Below are 20,405 nucleotides of genomic sequence, written 5' to 3'. Positions count from 1 at the left end.
ATAGATCCGCGAATCGAAAGGTTCAGTTGATGTCCTCCGCTCTTGGACAAGAACACAGCACTGCGTCTTTCTCGACACCTGCGGGAAAAGACGAATTTACACTTATCAAGTTCGAAGCCAGCGAATCTTTGAGCGAATTATTCACTTATAATATCGAGACGATCAGCAAGACTGAGAACGCCGATCTGCAAAGCATCATGAGCGAGAAATGCGCGATCAAATTCACGCTCAAGAACAAGAGCGAGCGCGTTTTCAACGGCACGCTGGTCGATGCGCAATGGCTCGGGAAGCAGGACGATCTCTATATCTACCGGTTCACGCTCAAGCCCTGGCTCTGGCTGCTGTCGCAGCGGGCCGATTGCCGGATCTTCAAGAACAAGACCGCGCTCGACATCATCAAGGAGATCTTCAAGAAGGAGGGCTCGGCGAGCTTCGACGACCGCACCAGCGAGACGCTCCAGCCGATCGACTATTGCGTCCAGTATCGCGAGACCGATCTCGACTTCGTGCTGCGCCTGATGGAGCAGTACGGCATCTACTATTATTTCAAGCACAGCGAGGGCGACCACAAGCTCGTGCTCTGCGACTCGCGCTCCGCCCATGATCAGGTCACGGCCGCGGCCGAGCCGAGCTTCCAGGGCGACGCCTCGGCCTATGCCTTCGTGCCGCAAGGCAACCGCTTTCCGCGCAGCATGGTCGAGCATCTCACGCACTGGTCGACGATCCGCCGCCTGCGTACCGGCAAGTTCGAGCTCAAGGACTATGATTTCGAGAAATCCGAGTCCGACCTCACCGCCCGCGCCGAGGAAGGCTTCCCCAAGGCCAAGTCCTACGAGGCCTACGACTACCCGGCCGCCTATACCAAGCGCGACCAGGGCGAGCATTTCGCCCGCGTGATGGCGCAGGCCGAGCAGGCGCAGGACGACCGCCGCTATGCCGGCGGCGATGCCGCAAGCCTCTATCCCGGCGCATTGATGAAGCTGATCGAGCACCCGACCGGCGCCGAGAACAGCGAGTACATCGTCGTCCGCGCGACCCATGCCTACGGCATCCAGAGCTACCGCTCGTCGGGACGCCGGGACGAGGCGCTCTATCACGGCTCCTACGAGCTCCAGAAGAGCGACAAGCGCTTCCGCGCGCCGATCGTGACGCCGCGCCCGACGGTCTACGGGCCGCATACCGCCAAGGTCGTCGGCGAGAAGAACCAGGGCGAGGAAGGCGATATCGACGTCGACGAATACGGCCGCATCTGGCTGCGCTTCCACTGGGACCGCGAGGACGGCTCGACCTCCTGCCGCACCCGCGTCGCGCAGATGTGGGCCGGCAAGGGCTGGGGCGGCCAGATCATCCCCCGCATCGGCCAGGAGGTGATCGTCGAATATATCGAGGGCAATCCGGACCTGCCGCTGGTCGTCGGCGCCGTCGTCAACGACCAGCACAAGCCGCCCTACGACCTGCCGGCCAACAAGACCCAGTCCGGCCTCAAGTCGGAATCGACGGACGGCGCCGGCTTCTCCGACACCTATAACGAGATCAAGTTCGAGGACCGCAAGGATCGGGAGGTCCTGGAGATCCGGACCGAGAAGGACCACAAGATCACGGTCAACAACATCGAGACCCGCGAGATCGGCGAACGCTATCAGGATGGCGGCTATTCGCGCGAGACCACGCTGAAGAAGGGCGACGACAAGCTCGACATCCAGGACGGCAAGCTCGACGTCGAGGCGCTCAGGGAGATCAACCTCAAGGTCGGCGAGAGCACGATCAAGATGACGCCCGGCAGCATCGAGATCAGGTCGCCGAAGATCACGATCCATAGCCAGGCGCTGACGGAGGTGAAAAGCGATGGCATCCTCACCGTCAACGCCCCGATGGTCAACATCAACTGAGCCGAGACAAACCAGAGACGAGAACGGCCGGAGCCTCCATGTCACGCCTGCGCTTCAGCACTGCCCGCGAAGTGTTCGAGACCTATCCAGCGGCCCGTCAGGCCGTCACGATGGCGCCGACCAACGAGCCGCCGCTGGCTTTCCTCGGCCGGCTGGTCAGGGGCCCCGCTCCGACGGAGGCGGCGAGCTTCTGCGCCTTCCTGCTGCCGCGGCGCGAGACGGTCTGGTGGGCGCTGCAGGCGGTCCGCGCGATGCAGCCGCCCGGATCGCAGGACCCCGGCCTGACGGCAGCCGAGGCCTGGGTGCGCGAGCCCGGCGACAAGACCCGCTTCGAGGCGCTGCGTCAGGCGCAGACCGGCGACAGCGCGCGGCCTGGCACCTTCGTCGCCTGGGCGGCCGGCTATTCCGGCGGCAGCATGTCGGAGACCCATCCCATCCCGACGCCGCCGGACCTCACCGCCAAGATGGCCCGGATCGCGGTGCTCAATGCGATCAACCGCCTGCCGGCGCGCGAGCGCGACAGCGCATTGCGCGCCTGCGTCGAAGCATGCATTCGTTTGGCTGAAGACGATGCCGGCAAGCGCTGACCTTTCTGCACGAGCCGGAACAGGACGTCCGCGATGGCGCTGACACTGACGATCGAGAACGAGACCTCGCTGCCGGATGGCGGCCCGCTCAGCGTAACCACCAGCGGCGGGCGCGGGCTCGATATCGGCCGCGACCAGCATCTCGACTGGGCCTTGCCCGATCCCTCGCGCGCCGTCTCCGGCCGCCATTGCGAGATCCGCTTCCGCGACGGCGGCTGGTGGCTGCGCGACATCTCGACCAACGGCACCTTCGTGAATGGCGGCGAGCATCGCGTGCAGTCGCCCTACCGGCTCCAGAACGGCGACCGGCTGGAGATCGGCCACTACATCATCGCCGTCGCCATCGACGACGAGGCCGGACAGGCCTCCGGCGCAGCCGCTCCACCGCCATCCTACGCGGCCCAGCCGGAATCGCTGTGGGCGCCGAGCGAGGACGCGGCCCCGCCGATCGCCCGCCGCGACCTGATGCCGCCGAACCATGCCAGGCCGGTCCATGCCGGCTTCATCGATTGGGCCGCCGATATCCCGGCCCCGAGCGCGGAACCGGCCCCGCCGCCCGCGCGGGACTGGTCGCCGCCGGCCGCACGCAACGACGAATTCGCCTGGGCGCCGCTCCAGCCGCAGCCCCTTCCGTCGGAGGAGCCGGTCGCGCCGATCCCGACGCCGCGCCGCCCGCCGGCGAGCGCCCCGGCCGGCGCCAATCCGTGGGACGAGCCGGCCGAAGACGCGCCTCTGCCCGAGACGGCGGCTGAGCAGCCTCCCGAACCGGCCTTCACGCCGCCTCCTGCACCACCGCCTTTCCTGGCCGAGCCCTCGCCGCCGCCGGGCGCAGCCGTGCCGATCTCGATGGGCGAGTTCATGCAGCGCTTCGCCAAGGGGGCCGGCGTCTCCCCGCAAGCGATGTCGACGCAGGACCCCGGTGCCTTCGCCGAACAGCTTGGCGGCCTGATGCGTTTGATCGCCGAGGAGCTGAAAGGGCTGCTCGCCGCCCGCGCCGAGACGAAGCGTATCGCCCGCAGCACCAGCCAGACGATGATCCAGGCGCAGGACAACAACCCGCTGAAATTCTCGCCGACGGTCGATGACGCCCTGCAACTGATCTTCGGCCAGCCGCGCAGCGGCTATCTCGACGCCAAGCGCGCCTTCGACGAGAGCTTCCGCGATCTCAAGGCCCACCAGATCAAGACCTATTCGGCCATGCAGCACGCGCTCAAGATGCTGGTCGAGGACCTCGATCCGCAGGCGATCAACGAGGCCACCGCGCAGGATGGCGGCCTCGGCGGCCTGATCGGGTCGCGCAAGGCCAAGATGTGGGAGGCCTATGTCGCCCGCTGGGACGCCAAGACCGCGCCTTACGAGAACGGTCTCGTCGACGCCTTCATGATCTATTTCGCCGAGTGCTACGACCGCGGCGGGAAGTAGCCGCTCTCTCCTCCCCGGATGTCATCCCGGACAAGCGGCAAAGCCGCGCCGATCCGGGATCCGTGCCTGAACCGTTCCGGAATGGATCCCGGGTCTGCGCTTCGCTTCGCCCGGGATGACATCGCTGGATCAGCGTCGGGCGGGCTGGGCTCAACCCTTCGCCGCGACCGCAGTGATCTCGATGGCGTAGCCGGGTGAGGCCAGCTTCGCCTCGACGGTCGCGCGGGCAGGCGAATGACCTTTCGCCACCCACTTGTCCCAGACCGCGTTCATCTCTCCGATCTTGCTGATATCGGTGAGGAATATCTGGACGCTGAGGATGCGCTCCTTGCGGCTGCCGGCCTGCGCCAGCGTATCCTCAAGCAGCGCGAGCACTTCCTCGGTCTGCTCGGTCAGCGAAGCGCCTTCGGTCTTCTCGGCGACATGGCCGGCGAGGAAGATGATGCCGTTGAAGATGGCAGCGTCGCAGTAGCGGGCGGCGAGGCCGATACGTTCGATGGTCATGGTCTTGCGTCCTGTCGCGGGAAAAGGGAACGAGCCCGCTTCGCCCGCCAACCGCGCCCGGTCAAGCCGGCGGCAGCGCCAGGATCTCGCGGATCGCCTGCAGCTTGAGCTGGCGCGGCGGCTCGTCCATCGCCGCCTTGTAGTAGCCGAGGATGCTGAGCTGCTCGTAGGTCGCCCAGATCGAGTCGTCCTCGAAGGCGGCCATGCGCTCCTCGAAATTCAGGATCATGCCGTATTCCAGGCCGACACCGCGCTCGATCGGCGGCGGGGTCGGCTTGCTGCGCTTCTGCGCCTCGGCCGCAGCAAAGGCGGCAAGCGCGCCCGGAATCCAGACCTGCTCATAAGCCGCGACGATATCGGCGGCAGCGTCGCCCTTGGCCGTAAGAACCTGCCGGCAGGCATCGGCAAAGGCATCGGTCAGGCCATTCGCCTCGGCAGCGGAATCGGCCTTGTTGTAGTCGGCCCGCAGCGGCTCGACATAGGCGAAGAGGTTTTCCAGCTGCCGCGCCGCCGGTCCTGCCAGAAACAGCCAGGGAAAGGCGCCGTCGATCGAGATCTGGCCGGGCAGGAGATGCGCCGCCTGCTCGCCATCGTCGGCTCGGAAGAACTGGCGCACCGCCGCGGTGCAGCTCACGTTCGGCACCGGCAAGATCGGGCGCTTGCGTCGCGCGGGATCGCGGATCAGCGCCATGAAGCAGAGCGTCTCGGCGACGCGCCCGTTGCGCGCGAGCCCATGGTTCTTCGCCCGGCGCTGGTCCGAGGACAGGCGCTGCACCGTCTTGTGGCGGAAGCGTTCCAGCTTCGCCTCCGCCCGGTCCGGGACCGTCCGCCTGCTCTTCGCCATCGCACCTCGCAGCGAGAAAACGATTCCGTTTCAACGGCTTCCACCGCTGCCTTGAATCAATCTGACATCAGCCGCCGATGATCACGGCTGGCAGGCCCATCATGATCTTGTTGGGCGGGCCGAGCGCCTCCAGGATCGTATCGCCCACCCGGCAGGCCGGCAGGTTGTTGATCAGCACGGTCTGCGAGCCGTCGATGACCACGCCCGGCCCATGCGGCTGCGGCGGCATCAGCGTCAGGCAGTTATGGATGTCGGCGCCCCCCGCTCCGCTGGTGATCGCGGAGCTCATGGCCGAGAGCGCCGCCGTCTTGGCTGCTTCCTCCGCCGCCTTGGCAGCAGGCGCGCCGGGCGTTCCGGCCGCGGCCAGCGTAGCCCCTGCCGCCACCTGCAAGGCCGCGTCGGAGACCTGCTTCGCCGCCTGGAGCGCCGCGGCGGCTGCAGCCGGCACGCCGCGCCAGGCGGGCTTCCCGCCGATGATCACGTTCATACTGCCTGGTCCGGGCATGAGCATGCCCGGCAGCGGGTGCAGCACCTGATCCATGATGCGTGCGGCCGGTCCCTTGGGCATGCAGGCCTCCTGCTCGAACGGATTCGTTCTTCCGAGGACTGCCGCGAAATTCGCGCCCCCGCATCCTTCAAGTCAATGACGGCGGTGCCCGAACGACGCGCTAGCATTCGTTTGGTGACGCTTGGGCAGGACCCGTATAAGCTCGCCGAGCCTGCCTTCGAGTGAGCGAGACCGGAATGTCGTGGTACAGCAAGGTCGTCTGGTCGGAAGGACTGTTTCTCAGGCCGCACCACTTCCAGCAGAGCGACCGCTACCTCGAAAACCTGCTGGAAAGCCGCGTCAGGAACGTCACGCCCTATCCATGGGGCTTCTCGGTGCTGGAGATCGACCGCGACCTCGCCCAGCAGAGCCGCATCGGCCTGCGCCGCGCCGCCGGCGTGATGCCGGACGGCACGCCCTTCGCGCTGCCCGATAACAGTCCATTACCCGCCGCGATCGAGGTGCCGGAGAACGCTGCCGGCCAGATCGTCTGGCTCTCGCTGCCGCTCGCCGCCGCCAATACGCGGGAGGTCGAGGACACGCTGAACGGCTCGGCCAGCCGCTATGTCCCGGCGACCGAGATGCTGATCGATTCCACCGCCTCGCTGCGGACGGAAGAAGAGATCGACGTCGCCCATCCGCGCCTGACGCTGGAGCTGCGCAAGACCTCGAAGGCCGGCTATGTCGGGCTCGCTCTCGGTCGCATCCTCGAAGTGCGCGACCGCGCCATCCTCTTCGACGAGAAATTCGCCCCGCCGGTGCTGGTCTGCTCGGCCTATCCGGTGATCGAGGGCTGGCTCGACCGCGTCATCGGCTGGATCGACAACAAGCTGGAGGAACTCGCCCGCTATGCCGCCGATCCGACGGCGGGCGGCGGCCTGCAGAGCGCCGATTATTTCGTGCTCCAGCTCCTCAACCGCAACATCCCTGTGCTCAAGCACATGCGCCGGTCGCGCTTCGTTCATCCCGAGCGGCTGTTCTCGACCTTCGTCGCGCTCGCCGGCGAGCTGGCGACCTTCACCACGGCCGAGCGCCGCGCCCGCGACTATCCGGCCTATGACCATGACGACCTGGAGAACTGCTTCGCACCGGTCGTGCGCGACATCCAGGACTTCCTCTCGGCCAATCTCGGCCGCCGGGCGATCCGGCTGGAGATCGTCGAGCGGGCGCAGAACGCCTTCATGTCGACGATCCGCGACCGCAGCCTCGTGCGCAACGCCACGCTGGTGCTGGAAGTGGCGGCGCGCCGGCCATTGACCGAGATCCAGGCGCAGTTCCCCCAGCTCTTCAAGGTCGGCCCCAACACCAAGATGAACGAGATCGTGCATGCCCATCTGCCGGGCATCAATCTCGTCCACCTGCCGACGCCGCCGCCCCAGATCCGCGCGCTCACGGATCATGTATACTTCTATCTCGACCGCACCTCGCCGCTCTGGCCGGAATTCTCGACGGCGAGTTCGATCGGCATGCATTTTTCCGGTGACTGGCCCGATCTCGAACTCGAGTTCTGGGCCGTTCTGGAGGGCAGGCGATGAGCGATCCGGGTTCGCCCTCAGATCCGTTCGGCCGCTCGGAGCGGACGATCATCAGGCCGAACCCCGGCGGGCGCCGCGCGCCCCTGCCGCCCGCTCCCGCCACGCCGGCCCCAAGCGCGCCGCAGACACCCCAGCCCTATCAGCCTCCTCAAGTGCCCTCGCCCGGCGTGCCCGGCACCGGCGACGAATGGATGTCTCAAGCTGCGCCGATCCCGCAGCGCCAGCAGGCTCCGCCGCCTTCGGGAGGCGGCCAAGCCCTGCCGCGCCGCGACCAGTTGCTGACACCCAATGCCAACCCGCTGCTGCGCGCGGCCGGCCCGCTCCTGCTCCTGCTCGGGCGGATGCGCGCCAATCTCTCCAACGCGCCCTTCGCCCAGCTCCTCGGGCAGGTCGGCGAGACGATCGAGGCCTTCGAGCATGAGGTCCGCGCTGCCGGCGTCTCGGCCGATACGGCGCAGACCGCGAAATACGTCATCGCCGCCACGGCTGACGACATCGTCCAGAACATTCCCGGCGACGACCGCCATGTCTGGACGCAATACAGCATGCTCTCGCGCTTCTTCGGCGAACGCATCGGCGGCGTGCGCTTCTTCGAAATGCTCGACAAGGCCAAGGCCGACCCATCGGTCAATTACGACCTGCTCGAATTGATGCATGCCTGCCTGGCACTCGGCTTCCAGGGCATCCACCGGACCTCTGCCGGCGGCGCCAACAATCTCCAGATGATCCAGCGCAACCTGTTCGAGACGCTGCGCCGGGTGAAGCAGCCCGATCCCGAATTGTCGCCGCGCTGGCGCGGACAGGCGATCGCGCAGGCAGTCGCCGGGTTCAAGGTGCCGGTCTGGTCGGTGGCGGCGATCGCCGCCGTCGCCTTGCTCGGCGTCTATTTCGTCTTCCGCGCGCTGCTCGCCGGCAATGCCGAGGCGGCCTCGACCGCCCTGCTCTCGGTCCATCCCAAGGGCGAGATCGGCATCATGCGCAAGGTCTTCTCGGCCCCGCCGCCGCCTCCCCCGCCTCCGCCGCAGCCGCCCAAGGTCTGCGCCGCCGTGCAGCCACCGATCGTCTGCCTGGTAACGCCGAACGTCGTCATCGTCCGCCTCGTCGGCATCACCCTGTTCGAGCCGGGGCAAGCCGCCGTGCGCGCCGAGTTCCAGCCCCTGATCGAGCGCATCGCCGCCGTGCTGGAGCAGGAGGGCGGCGCCATCAAGGTCGTCGGCCATACCGACAACGTGCCGATCCGCACCGCCCGCTTCCCCTCCAATGTCGAGCTCTCGCAGGCCCGCGCCAAGGCGGTCGGCGACGGGCTGAGGGCCAAGCTCAGCAAGCCGGACCGGATCAGCTTCGAGGGCAAGGGCGCCGACACGCCGATCGCGCCCAACACCACCGCCGACGGCCGCGCCCAGAACCGGCGCGTCGAAATCCTGATCCAGCGTCAGAACTAGGAGGGCGATCTTATGAATCTCGCCACCTGGCTCCGTATCGTGGCCATCCTGGTCGGCACGCTCGCGCTCGCCGCGCTGTTCTGGTTCGGCGGCCCCTTCGTCGCGTTTGGCGAGGTCCGGCCGCTCGAATCCTTCTGGGTGCGCTTAACCGTCGCCGTGCTTCTTTTGGTGGGCGCCCTCGCCTGGATCGCCCTCATCGTCATCCGCCGCCGCAAGGCGACCGCCGCGCTGACCGAGGCGCTGCAAAAGGAAGAATCGACCGGCGATGGCGCCGCCCTCTCCAGCGCGATGAAGGATGCGCTCGCGACGCTGAAAAGCGCGCGGGGCAAGGGTGGCGATTATCTCTACGACCTGCCCTGGTACGTGATCATCGGCCCGCCCGGCGCCGGCAAGACCACGGCACTGGTCAATTCCGGCCTGAAATTCCCGCTCGCGCGCGGCACGACGCCGGCCGCCGTCGCCGGTTCCGGCGGCACGCGCTATTGCGACTGGTGGTTCGCCGAGGATGCGGTGCTGATCGATACCGCCGGTCGCTATACGACGCAGGACACCGACACCAGGGCCGAGAAGTCGAGCTGGTTTTCGTTCCTCGACCTGCTCAAGACCAACCGCCCGCGCCAACCCATCAACGGCGTGCTCGTCGCGATCAGCGTCGAGGATCTGCTGACGTCCTCGCCCGAGGAGATCGCCGCCCATGCCGACGCGATCCGCGCCCGCCTGCTCGAACTGCATGAGCGCCTGAAAGTCGATTTCCCGGTCTATGCAGTCTTCACCAAGGCGGACCTGATCGCCGGCTTCAACGAGTTCTTCGGCCAGTTGACCGAGCCGCAGCGGCGCATGGTCTGGGGCCATACCTTCCAGACCGCCGACAAGACCCGCAACATGATCGGCGACGTGCCGCCGGAATATGACGCGCTGATCGAGCGGCTGAACGAGCGCCTGCCCGACCGCCTGCAGGACGAGCACAACCCGACCGCGCGCGCCCAGATCTTCGGCTTCCCGAGCCAGATGGCGACGCTGAAGCGCGGGATCGTCGATTTCCTCACCCGCGTCTTCGAGCCGACGCGCTACCACGCCAATGCGACCTTGCGTGGCTTCTATTTCACTTCGGGCACGCAGGAAGGCACCCCGATCGATCAATTGATCGGCGCGCTCTCGCGCAATTTCGGCTCGGATCATGCCGGCGCAGCCTCCTTCTCCGGCAAGGGCAAGAGCTACTTCCTGACCGAGCTGATCCAGAAGGTCGTGATCGGCGAATCCGGCTGGGTCTCGACCGATCTCGGCGCCGCCCGTCGAACCACAGCGCTGCGCATCGCCGGCTTCGCCACGGTCGCGCTCTTGTCGCTGGCCGCGCTCGGCCTCTGGTGGACGAGCTTCTCGCGCAACAGCGACCTGATCACCGCGACCAATTACGGCCTCTCGGATTATCGCAGCGCCGCAGCGCCCGTGTTGCAGGAAACCACGATCTCGGACCGCAATTTCAGCCGCATCCTGCCGCTGCTGCACAAGTTGCGGAACATGCCGGCGGGCTATGCGACGAAGGCCGAGCCGACGCCGACGCTCGCCACCTTCGGCCTGAGCCAGCGCGACCGCCTGCAGAACGCGACCGAGATCACCTATCAGCAGGCGCTGGAGCGCATGCTGCGCTCGCGCATCATCTTCCGGCTGGAGGAGCAGCTCGAAGCCAACGCCAACAATCCCGGCTTCGTCTACGAGGCGCTGAAGGTCTACATGATGGTCGGCGGGCAGGCGAAGATGGACCGCGAGCTCGTGACGTCCTGGATGCGGCTCGACTGGGCCGAGAACCTCTTCCCCGGCCCGGCCAATGCCAAGGGCCGCGAGGCGCTGGAGGAACATCTCGCTGCCATGCTCGATCTCGACGAGGGCACGGGCGAGCCGATCGTCAAGCTCAACCAGTCGCTGATCGAGCAGAGCCAGCGCACGCTGCGCCGCCTGAGCATCGCCGAGCGCGCCTATGAGCTCCTGCGCACCCAGTCCCGCAGCGAGAGCCAGAAGGACTGGGTCGTCTCGCAGCGCGGCGGCTCGGATGTGCGTCTCGTCTTCGAAGGCGTCACCGGCGAGGATCTCGACCAGATCCGCGTGCCCTATTTCTACACCTATGACGGCTTCCAGAACGCCTTCATCGCCAAGCTCGGCGATATCGGCGACCAGATCGAGCGCGAGCGCTGGGTGCTCGGCGAAAACCTCGACCAGCAGGCGATCACCGCCCAATACGCCACGCTCTTCCCCGACCTGATGAAGCTCTACAGCCGCGACTATGCCGCGAGCTGGCAGCGCATGCTGAAGCGCCTGAAGCTCAGGCCGCTCAATGCCGACAAGCCGCGCTATGTCGCGCTCAGCGCCATCTCGGCCGCGACCTCGCCCTTCAAGCAGGTGCTGGAGGCTCTGCGCGACGAGACGCAGCTCACCAAGGAGCGTCCCAACGCCAAGAAGGCCGTCGCGCAGGCTGCGGCCCAGGCCGCCGCCGATACGCTGGCCCAGCGCGCCAGCAACGCCTTGAGCCGCCTCGGCACCAACCTGCCGCTGGCGGCGCCCGGCGTCGACCGCGTGCTGGCGGGCGGCGGGGCTGATACTGCGCTCGGCGCGGATATCGAGAGCCAGTTCAAGCCCTTCCACGTCCTCGTCGATGGCGATCTCGGCCGCCGGCCCGTGGACCAGCTCCTGCAGACCTTCTCGGAGATCAACCAGAACCTCGCGACCGCCGCGACCAACCCGGCGCAGTCGGCTGCCGCGAATGCCGCGCTCGTGCCGCTGATCGCAACCTTGCGCGCCAATTCCTCGCGCTATCCCGCCCCCTTCGACGGCATGGTGATCCAGGCGGTCAACGACTTCGAGGGCGATGCCACCGGCGCGACCGTTGCCTTGCTGCGGCAGGCGCTGGCCGAACAGGTCACCCGCGTCTGCACCGAGGTGATGAACAACCGCTACCCCTTCACCAAGGCGAGCACGCGGGACGTGCCGCTCGCCGATTTCGCCCGGCTCTTCGCGCCCGGCCAGATCATGGACAAGTTCTACAAGGAGCGGCTGGAGCCCTTCGTCGATACCTCGAAGCCACAATGGAACTGGCGCGTCGACAGCCGCGTCGCCCGCGCGCTCTCGCCGACGACGCTGCGCGAATTCCAGCGCGCCAGCGAGATCAAGGAAGCCTTCTTCCCGACCGGCGGCAACCTGCCCTCCTTCCAGATGGTGGTGACGCCGACCGCGCTCTCGGCCGATGCCGCCAATGCCAAGCTGGAGATCAACGGCTTCACCGTGACGAGCCAGCAGGGCGTCAACACGCCGACCCCGGTGATGTGGCCGGGCGGCGGCGTCGGCAAGACGGCGGTGACGCTGACGCTGGGCGGGGGCGGCGGCAACGCGTCCGGCGGCATGTTCAGCGGCGGCTTCTTCTCCTCGGGCCAGCAGGGTGGCGGCGCGCAGGGCGGCGAAGCGAAGCTTTTCGAGAAGGACGGCACCTGGTCTTTCTTCCGCCTGCTCGATGCCGGCTCGGTGCTGAAACAGGGCGACAATGTCGGCTTCAACCTGAATGCCGGCGGCCGGCAGGTCGGCTATTCCTTCGGCGTCGGCTCGCTCAAGAACCCGCTGATCCTGCCAGCGCTGCGGGAAATCCGCTGCCCCACCGGGATCTGAGCCTTGAGCTGCGGCCTCTTCGGCAAGCTGCCGGCCAAGCGCGACTTCATCGCGCTGAACGCTCCCTCCGGCTTCCTCGGAACTTACGAGAAATGGCTGCAGGGCGGCCTGACCGCGAGCCGGCTCGAACTCGGCAACCGCTGGCAGGAAGCCTATCTCAACGCCCCGATCTGGCGCTTCTGGCTGGGCGGCGCCCATGGCGGGCAGACGGTCGCCGGCGCCTTCATGCCTTCGGTCGACGGCGTCGGCCGCTATTTCCCGCTGACGGTCTTCGCCGCCGCGAGCCCGGGCGCCGCGATCCCGCCGCCCGAACTCGACCCACAGGATCAATGGTTCGAGGCGATCGAGGATTTCCTGCTCCACGCGCTGGAACCGCAGGCGAGCTACGAGGCGGTAGTGCAGCGCCTCGCCGCCCTGCCCGTCCCCAACGACCATCTCCTCGCCGCGCCGCCGCAGGACATGGTCCGCCTCGCCGACGGCACCATCGTCAGCGCAGCGATCGCTTCCGGTTTCCCGGAGCGGCTGGCGGCCCTGCGCGTCGAGGATCATGCCCGCGCCTATGCCCATGCATGCTATCTCTGGACGGTCGGCGGCCCGAATTTCGAACCGCTGGCCCTGACCGGCCACGCCTTGCCCGATCCCTATCTCTTCGCCGGCCTGCTCACCGGCCGTTTCGACGGCCATCTCGCGCCCGAGCGCGCCGGGTCATGAGGGCGATGCCATGAACGACGCCCCGCGCCGGAACCCCGATTTCGAGACCGGCTGCATCAGCCATACCGGCAAGGTCCGCACCGCCAACGAGGACAATTTCATCCTGCGGCCGGAGATCGGCCTCTGGGCCGTCGCCGATGGCATGGGCGGGCATGAGAACGGCGCGCTCGCCAGCGCGACCGTGGTCGCGGCGCTGGAGGCGGTCGGCGCCGCCGGGTCCGCGCCGGATCTGCTCGCCATGCTGGAAGCCGGCGTGCTCAAGGCCAATGACGACCTGCGCGCCGAGATCGACCGGCGCGGCGCCACCATGGGCGCGACGCTGGTCTGCCTCCTGATCCACCAACGCCATTTCGCCTGCCTCTGGTCCGGCGACAGCCGCATCTACCTGATCCGCGGCGGCATCATCGCACAGGTCTCGCGCGACCATACCGAGGTTCAGGACATGGTCGATCGCGGCCTGCTCACCGCCGAGGAGGCCAGGCGCTCGCCGCGCCGGCACGTCATCACCCATGCGATCGGCGTCCACGAAACGCCCGAACTCGATCTTGAGAACGGCGAGATCGCCGATGGTGACACCTTCCTGCTCTGCTCGGACGGGCTGACCGAGCATGTCACTGATGCGGAAATCCTGACCGCCGTCCAGGCCGGCAGCGCGCAGGCCGCCTGCGACGCCCTGCTGGCGCTGACGCTGGAGCGTGGCGCGCGCGACAATGTCACCGTCGTGATCGTGCGCTATCGACAGGGGACGAGCGAAAGGACACGCTGGATGCCGAACCGATCGGTGCGGGGGGGCACGACGCCAGGGAGCACAACGCCATGAGCGACGACTCCGAGCGCACCGTCTTCGCACCCCGCGCCAATGCCCGCATCGGCACGAAGCTCAACGGCATCTACGAGATCGAGAGCCTGATCGCCGTCGGCGGCATGGGCGAGGTCTACAAGGGCCGCGCTATCCAGACCGGCGACGCCGTGGCGATCAAGATGATCCGCCCCGACATGGCGCGCGACGACGCCGTGCTCGCCCTGTTCCGGCGCGAGGCGGCCGCCCTGCACAACCTCTATAACGAGGCCATCGTCCGCTACTACGTCTTCGCCATCGATCCGGTGAGCGAGACCCCCTATCTCGCGATGGAGTTCGTCGACGGCCAGCCGCTCTCCGAGCGCATCCAGCAGGGGCCGCTCAGCGTTGAGGAAGCCGATATCCTGCGCCAGCGCGTGGCGCCGGGCCTGCATGCCGCGCACCGGCTCGGCATCATCCATCGCGACATCTCGCCCGACAACATCATCCTGCCGGGCGGCGATCCCTCCCGCGCCAAGATCATCGACTTCGGCATCGCCCGCTCCAGCATCCTCGGCGAAGGCACGGTGATCGGCTCCGGCTTCGCCGGAAAGTACAACTATGTCTCGCCCGAACAGCTCGGCCTCTATGGCGGCGAAGTCTCCGGCCGCTCGGACATGTATTCCTTCGCGTTGGTGCTGGCGCAGGCCCTGACCGGGCGCGCCATCGACATGGGCGGTTCCCAGGTCGACATCATCGACAAGCGCCGCCGCCTGCCCGATCTCTCCGGCGTCGACGCGCGCGTGCGCCCGCTGCTGGCCCGCATGCTCGCGCCCGACCCGAAGGACCGCCCCGCCGACATGGCCGAGGTCGCGACCTGGCAGGCCCCCGCTGCAGGCAAGAAGGCCGCCGCGAAGGCGACGAGCGGCAAGGCCGCCCCGGAAAAATCGGGCCGCTCGCCCCTGCCGCTCGTCGCCGGCATCGCCGCGCTCGCGCTGCTCGCCGGCGGTGGCTACTATGCCTGGACGACGATGGGCGGGGGACAACCGGCCCGGGTCGCAACCAACGATCCGCCGCCGCTCTCGGAGCAGCCCTCGGCCGGCGCGCCGACGGCGAACGCGCCGCCCGCCCTGACCGAGGCTCCCGCGGCGCAATCACCCACGACAAGCCCGCCGGCTGCGCAGGCCGAAGCGCCGGCACAGCCACCGGCATCCGTGCCTCCGGCGACCGAGAAGCCTGCCGCCTCGCAGAACCCGCCCTCGCCGCCGCCGGCTGCGCAACCTCCGGCCACGCCATCGCAAGCGGGGCAGCAGCCTTCACGGCCGCAGCGGCCGACATCAGGCTCGCAGGTCGCGGTCAATGTCGAGCCGCCTCAGCAGGCCCCGGCCCGTCCGCCTGCCCCCGAACCCTCCAAGCCGCCCCCGGCCGTCGAGGTGAAGCCGCCCGAACCGCCGCCCGTCGCCGTCGTTATCCCGACGCCTCCGGCCAGCCAAAGCGTCGCGCCTCCGCAGGTCGCGGCGATGGTGCCGGAGCCCGAGCCGCGTACCCCGGCCGAGCGCATCGAGCGCTATGTCCGCGATTATGACGGCGGCTCCTGCTTCTTCCTCTGGCCGCTGGAGATCGGCGACCGCAAGGCGACGCTGGAAGGATTCGGCAACGCGTCGGCGCCCTTCGTCACCTTCGACAGCGCCTTCAAGGCCGCGCAGGGCTTCGAGGCGCAGATCAGCCTGCGGCCGATGACCGAGGCGCAATGCCCCATGGTCGATTTCCTGCGCCGGCCCGGTGTCGGCATCGACCGCAGCCCGCGTGTCCAGATCGGCTCCTTCGCCATGAAGAGCGGCGACATCCTCAACGGCTCGGTCGAGGCCGGCGGCGGCCAGAATCTCGACGTCGTGCTGATCGGCGACGACGGCCTCGTCTACAATCTCGCGAACTTCATGAAGCGCGAGGGCAACAAGGTGACCTTCAACCTCAAGCTTGAGTCGACCGGCGGCGCGGCGCGTCCGCAGACCGTGCTCGCGCTCGTCACCAAGGAGCCGCTGCCGGCGCTCTCAGGCCCCAATCCCTCGCCCGCGAGCGAGTTCTTCGCCAATCTCAAACTCGACCTCGCTCGCCAGAACGGCAAGCTGGGGCTGGGGATCAAGTATTTCCGCATCGAGTGAGGCATCAGCGGGCGCTAACACACTTGGCTGCAATGGCTTGCAGCACCACCCTTGTCATTCCGGGGCTTCGCGCAGCGAAGAACCCGGAACCCACGACTGGGTGAGGTATCCAAAATCGGGATAGGCGGTTCAACCCAGTCGTGGGTTCCGGGTTCGCGCCTGCGGCACGCCCCGGAATGACAACGGACGGAGGAGATGCTCGGGTCGAGCCCGAGCATGACGGCGTTTGGCAGTCCGCCTCAATCCTCGCGATACAATACGCCCCATTCCTCCTGCCAGACGCCGGCCTTGTCCTCGACCACGATCGGCGCCCGGATCTCGTTGGCGAGCCGGATCGCGGTGCGGAAGGCCTCCTTCGCGGCCAGCTCGTCGCTGACGAAATCGTTGACCAGATGCCCGCCGGCGAGATCGGCCGGGCAGAGCACATGCCCGAAGGCTTCGCCACCGCGCTCCGACAGCTTGAGCGTGATCGCATCGGTCGGCGGCTCGTCGACCTGTTCGAAACGGTTGGCCGGCATGGATCGTCTCCTTTCGAGGCTCGCTGGGAGCGGATGGCCGCATGCTGCGGCGGAACGTCACTTCTTCGGCTGCGGCCGGGCGATGCCCGGCCCCTGCCCCGGCCGGACCGCGCTGTAGCGGTCGAGCCTGACCTTGATCATCTCGTTGAACTTCTTGTGGACCTCGGAGACCGTGAGCACCTTGGTCTCGCCCCCGGCATCGGCATAGAAGATCGGCCGGTTGGCCTGGGCCGGCCTCGGAAGGAGCTCGGCCGCCTTGACGCCGGGCGTTTCCTCCATGGTCTCAATGAAGGTCTGCGCCGCGTCCGGCCCGAGGAAATGGATCAGGTAGATCTCGCCGCCGGTGAGATGGCGCCCCAGCGCCCGCTCCAGCCGGAGCGTATCGCGCTTCAGCATCTCGGCCGCCAGCAGCGCCGAGATATAGGGCTCGCGCCGCATGTCGAGGATGCGCTGGCGCTGGGCGGCATCGCCGACGACGAATTGCCGGCCCGACCGGCCGATCAGCTTCGCATCGGCGGCAAGCCCGTGCTTCGCGCCGAACTCGTAGATCACGCCGAGCCAGGTCTGCTCGATGAACTGGTAGAGCCCGGTCGCCGAGGAGGTCTGCGCCTTCACCGCCGTCGAGAACGAGGATTCCTTGTCGGCGACGGCCATCAGCAAGGTCGGGTCGGCGCCGACGACCTTGCTGGCGCGCACGATGGTATCGACGAGGTGGCGGCGGATCTTGATCGGCCCGAAGGTCAGAACCTGATCGGGATCGCCGCTGGATATCTGGGGCGGCGGCTGCGGCGCGCCGCTGGACGAAACCGGCCCGGGCGGCGGCCCGCCCTGCATCTTCGGCGGCACCAGCAGAATATTGGACGGCAATTGCAACTGGTTGACCGGCACCTGCTGGGTCGGCGCCTCCTCCTGCGGCTTGATCGCCGCCAGCGAGGGATCGTTGTCGAGGGCGAACTGGGCCGCCTGCCGCGCCCCCTCCAGGTCCTGCTCGACCGAGGACAGGATCAGCGAGGGCCGTGCTGGCGCATCCTTCAGCGCCGGGGCTTCGACGGCCGCGATCTCGACGCCACGCTCCGGCTCCGGCCGCTCCTGCTGCTGGAGCCGTGCATAGGCCAGACCGAGCACGGCAGCGGCCACGCAGGCGACACCGGCTGCAACGGCCGCGATCGCCTTGCCGCCTGACGACGCCTTCTTCGCGCGTGCATCGCTCGCCTCCGCGATGTCGGCAGGCTCGGCGGGGGCCGTTCGTGGGGCGGCCGGAGGAGCAGCTATCGGCCGTGGAGCCTGTGGCGGAGCCGGAGCGGCCACAGCTGGCCGCGTCGGAGCCGGTCGTGGCGGTTCCGCTACTTCCCGCCGCACGGGAGCCGCAGCGGGTGGGGTCGGAGCGGATGATGGACGCGCGGGCGACGAGACAGCAGCGACCGGCGCCGCGGCCATTTCCGGCTTCCCGGTCACGAGGCTGCGCAGCTTTTCCAGCCAGCCGGCATCGCCCCGCCCGGCAAGCGCCGCGAGATCGTCCACCAACCGCTGCGCCATGACCTGCGGCACGCTTGCCTCGCGCGCGATCGTGCCGACAGCCGCCTTGCCGGGCTGCTCGGACACCGTCTTCAGCGCATAGAACCAGAGCTGCAGCGGCGTGCGCCGGCTTTCCAGCGGAGTCCCCGCGGCCGGATGGATCATGTAGTTGCAATGCTGGCAGGCGAAGCCGCGCAGTTTCGGGCGTGGCTCGAACCGCGCCGGCCGGCCGCAGGCGGGGCATGTCATGCTCGCCCCGCCATGGCGCAGGCGCATCAGCGCGGCGAGGCAATCCTCCTCCGGAAACAGCGCCTGAAATTGCCGGAAGCGCTCGCTCATTCCGCTGGCCCGCGCTCCATCGCCCCCTGCCGCAAGGTTACGCCCGGCACGGGCGCTTCACAATCGTCACGCCCGCAGCAACCCGAGGCGTGCGACATCCTTCAGATGCATCGCCACCTCCTCCGCCGTCGCCCGCTCCGGCAGGCCGGGGATCGTGATGCCGGAGCTTCGGGTCTCGTCGAGGAAAGCGTTCATCGCATCGAGCAGCATGTGCTGGTCGCGCGAGCCGTCGAGCAGGCTGACGAATTTGCGCACGACGACGCCATCCAGCTGCACGGTGCGGTGGCGCAGATCGGTGACCTCGGCGGAGCTCAAGGCCTGCCAGCGCGCGATCTCGCTGGCGGCCGGCTTCTCGCTGATCGCCGTCGTCAAGGGCGGCGCCTCCAGCCGGATGTCGAGCAACCCCGCCTTGAAGATCGCGATCAGGGCTTCGTCCAGCCGCGCGATCTCATGCGCCCGGTCGGGCCCCAGTTCATCGGCCACCGCACGGCAGGAGCGCTCGACCAGCTCGTCCCAGGCGATGCTCGCCGGCCAGATCGTGCTGAGAATTCCCAGCGCCGCCTTGCACAGCGGCAGGTCGACCGCGAGCTGCACGCCCTCGTCGAAGCTGAAGCGCTGGACGCCGGGCTTCTCGTCCTCCTTGGCCGGCGCCTGCCGCGCATTGGCGGCAAGATGATACGGCCTCAGCGAGCCCGGCCGGACGCCGCGGCTGAGCGCGACATCGGCCCGGCACAGCAGCGTCTCGCGAAAGGCCCGGCCGATCAGCAGGTCGAGAATCTGCTCGCGCAAGGCCATCTGCTCCAGCGGCAGTTTTTCGAGCATCTGCTGGGCCGGCCCCTTGGCGGCTCCATAGAGGTTCGGGAACGAGGCCTCGGCCAGGAACTGCAGGCCGTTCCGCTCCGCGACCGCCAGCACCTCGTGCAGCGCGAAGGCCCGCGCGCCGGGATTGAGGTCGTCGTGATAGAGGACATTGTCGGGTAGTTCGTCGATCTGCTTCAGGCGCTGCCGCAGCGCCGCGCCATGGAAGCTGTCGGGATCGCTCGCTTCGGCGATCTCCTTCAGGGCGGCGCGGGCGACCTTCACCCGCTCACGCGGGTCCTCGATGTCCTTGACCGCGAAGAGCATGACGTCGCGCGCGAGATCCCGCAGACGGCAGCCGGGCAAGGCGTTGTAACTGACATAGGCGACGCCATGAGGCGCCAGCAATCGCCCGAACAGCGCGATGATGCGCTCGCGCACCACGTCCGGCACCCAGGAATAGACGCCGTGGACGGTGATGTAATCGAAGGTGTCGATCTCCTCCCCCACCGCGAGGATATCGCGCTGCTCGAAGGCGAGATTGCCCAGACCCAGTTCGGCGGCATTGGCGGAGGCCTGCCGGATCGAGTCGCCGCTGAGGTCGATGCCAAGGAAGCGGCTGCCGGGATATTGCGCAGCCATCGGAATGAGGTTGCCGCCGCGCCCGCAGCCCAGTTCGAGCACGCGCATCGCGCTCGGCAAGGCCGGAGTCATGCCGTGGAAATGGGCGATGGTCGCGAGCCGCGAGGGATGGGTCTGCGCGAAGGAATGGCCGGGATAGGCCACGGCATCGTAGGGATTGATGGCTGAGTTGCTCGTCATCACCGCTACCGCCGGCTTCATCCCGGTATTCGAGCCGAAGCACCGCCCCGGCGCTTCATTCATTTGAAGGAGCGCCGCCCTGAGCCTGCTCCCGCGCAGCTGCCGCAACAAGCCCTGGGAGGCCGGACAATTAAGTCACACCCGCAAGATTACGCCTGAGAAATCGCTGCGATCGGCGCCGGCAACATCAAGCGAAACCTGAAGAAAGAACGCGCCGGAACCCGTTTTGGATCAAGGCTTTCCAGTGGCGATTTGGTGTTGCTTCGTCGGCCGGCTTTCTGGGAACCTCCATCATATGGCGGACGCCCATTCGAGTCGCCGGCCTCAGACAGGGTCCAGCG

The 20,405-nt window shown here is 67.8% G+C and carries 15 protein-coding genes; 9 read left to right on the top strand and 6 right to left on the bottom strand.

Annotated elements, in window-relative coordinates; genetic code table 11:
* The first annotated feature begins 29 nt into the window (after positions 1-29).
* The 3 genes from WFK61_RS13615 to tagH are packed head-to-tail and all read left to right on the top strand — an operon-like array spanning position 30 to position 3,898.
* Positions 30-1,889 (top strand): type VI secretion system Vgr family protein, encoded by a 1,860-nt coding sequence (locus WFK61_RS13615; RefSeq protein WP_336812479.1) that lies wholly within the window; start codon positions 30-32, stop codon positions 1,887-1,889.
* A gap of 38 nt (positions 1,890-1,927) precedes the next feature.
* Positions 1,928-2,476, top strand: coding sequence for a DUF6931 family protein (locus WFK61_RS13610; RefSeq protein WP_336812478.1), 549 nt, complete (start codon positions 1,928-1,930; stop codon positions 2,474-2,476).
* A 33-nt stretch (positions 2,477-2,509) separates the two neighbouring features.
* Positions 2,510-3,898 carry a type VI secretion system-associated FHA domain protein TagH gene (gene tagH, locus WFK61_RS13605; RefSeq protein WP_336812477.1) on the top strand — a complete coding sequence of 463 codons (1,389 nt, stop codon included), beginning with the start codon at positions 2,510-2,512 and terminating at the stop codon, positions 3,896-3,898.
* A 150-nt stretch (positions 3,899-4,048) separates the two neighbouring features.
* On the opposite strand, the gene WFK61_RS13600 is transcribed toward tagH, so the two are convergent.
* The 3 genes from WFK61_RS13600 to WFK61_RS13590 form a co-directional block, all read right to left on the bottom strand.
* Positions 4,049-4,402 (bottom strand): RidA family protein, encoded by a 354-nt coding sequence (locus WFK61_RS13600; RefSeq protein ID WP_336812475.1) that lies wholly within the window; start codon positions 4,400-4,402, stop codon positions 4,049-4,051.
* Positions 4,403-4,463: 61 nt separating this feature from the next.
* On the bottom strand, positions 4,464-5,246 hold the full coding sequence (locus WFK61_RS13595; RefSeq protein WP_336812473.1) for a hypothetical protein: 783 nt from the start codon (positions 5,244-5,246) through the stop codon (positions 4,464-4,466).
* A 67-nt stretch (positions 5,247-5,313) separates the two neighbouring features.
* The gene (locus WFK61_RS13590) at positions 5,314-5,814 is read right to left on the bottom strand and encodes a PAAR domain-containing protein (protein ID WP_336812471.1); all 501 of its coding nucleotides are present in this window, start codon (positions 5,812-5,814) and stop codon (positions 5,314-5,316) included.
* A 176-nt stretch (positions 5,815-5,990) separates the two neighbouring features.
* On the opposite strand from WFK61_RS13590, the gene tssK reads away from it, so the two are divergent.
* Genes tssK through WFK61_RS13560 form a run of 6 tightly spaced genes read left to right on the top strand, consistent with a single transcriptional unit; the run spans position 5,991 to position 16,072 of the window.
* A complete protein-coding gene (gene tssK / locus WFK61_RS13585; protein ID WP_336812470.1) occupies positions 5,991-7,328 on the top strand; it encodes a type VI secretion system baseplate subunit TssK in 1,338 nt (445 codons plus the stop codon).
* The gene (gene tssL, locus WFK61_RS13580) at positions 7,325-8,770 is read left to right on the top strand and encodes a type VI secretion system protein TssL, long form (RefSeq protein WP_336812469.1); all 1,446 of its coding nucleotides are present in this window, start codon (positions 7,325-7,327) and stop codon (positions 8,768-8,770) included. The genes tssK and tssL overlap by 4 nt, the downstream gene beginning before the upstream one ends.
* 12 nt (positions 8,771-8,782) lie before the next feature.
* Positions 8,783-12,421, top strand: coding sequence for a type VI secretion system membrane subunit TssM (gene tssM, locus WFK61_RS13575; RefSeq protein WP_336812466.1), 3,639 nt, complete (start codon positions 8,783-8,785; stop codon positions 12,419-12,421).
* A 3-nt stretch (positions 12,422-12,424) separates the two neighbouring features.
* Complete coding sequence (gene tagF, locus WFK61_RS13570) at positions 12,425-13,132, top strand: type VI secretion system-associated protein TagF (protein ID WP_336812464.1); 708 nt, start codon at positions 12,425-12,427, stop codon at positions 13,130-13,132.
* Between the two features lie 10 nt (positions 13,133-13,142).
* Entirely contained in the window at positions 13,143-13,952 is an 810-nt protein-coding gene (locus WFK61_RS13565; RefSeq protein WP_336812462.1) for a PP2C family protein-serine/threonine phosphatase, read from the top strand.
* Positions 13,949-16,072 (top strand): protein kinase domain-containing protein, encoded by a 2,124-nt coding sequence (locus WFK61_RS13560; RefSeq protein WP_336812460.1) that lies wholly within the window; start codon positions 13,949-13,951, stop codon positions 16,070-16,072. The genes WFK61_RS13565 and WFK61_RS13560 overlap by 4 nt, the downstream gene beginning before the upstream one ends.
* A 239-nt stretch (positions 16,073-16,311) precedes the next feature.
* Here WFK61_RS13560 and WFK61_RS13555 read toward each other — a convergent pair whose 3' ends face one another.
* The 3 genes from WFK61_RS13555 to WFK61_RS13545 all read right to left on the bottom strand — a co-directional run bounded on the left by WFK61_RS13555 (position 16,312) and on the right by WFK61_RS13545 (position 20,064).
* Positions 16,312-16,590, bottom strand: a complete 279-nt coding sequence (locus WFK61_RS13555) for a hypothetical protein (protein ID WP_336812458.1) — start codon at positions 16,588-16,590, stop codon at positions 16,312-16,314.
* A 57-nt stretch (positions 16,591-16,647) separates the two neighbouring features.
* Entirely contained in the window at positions 16,648-18,444 is a 1,797-nt protein-coding gene (locus tag WFK61_RS13550) for a transglycosylase SLT domain-containing protein (protein ID WP_336812456.1), read from the bottom strand.
* A gap of 66 nt (positions 18,445-18,510) precedes the next feature.
* On the bottom strand, positions 18,511-20,064 hold the full coding sequence (locus tag WFK61_RS13545) for a methyltransferase regulatory domain-containing protein (RefSeq protein ID WP_336812454.1): 1,554 nt from the start codon (positions 20,062-20,064) through the stop codon (positions 18,511-18,513).
* Between the last annotated feature and the right edge of the window lie 341 nt (positions 20,065-20,405).

This window comes from Allobosea sp. MMO-172 (genome assembly GCF_037147855.1).
Lineage (GTDB): Bacteria > Pseudomonadota > Alphaproteobacteria > Rhizobiales > Beijerinckiaceae > Allobosea.
This window is presented reverse-complemented; position numbering and strand designations above follow the sequence as displayed.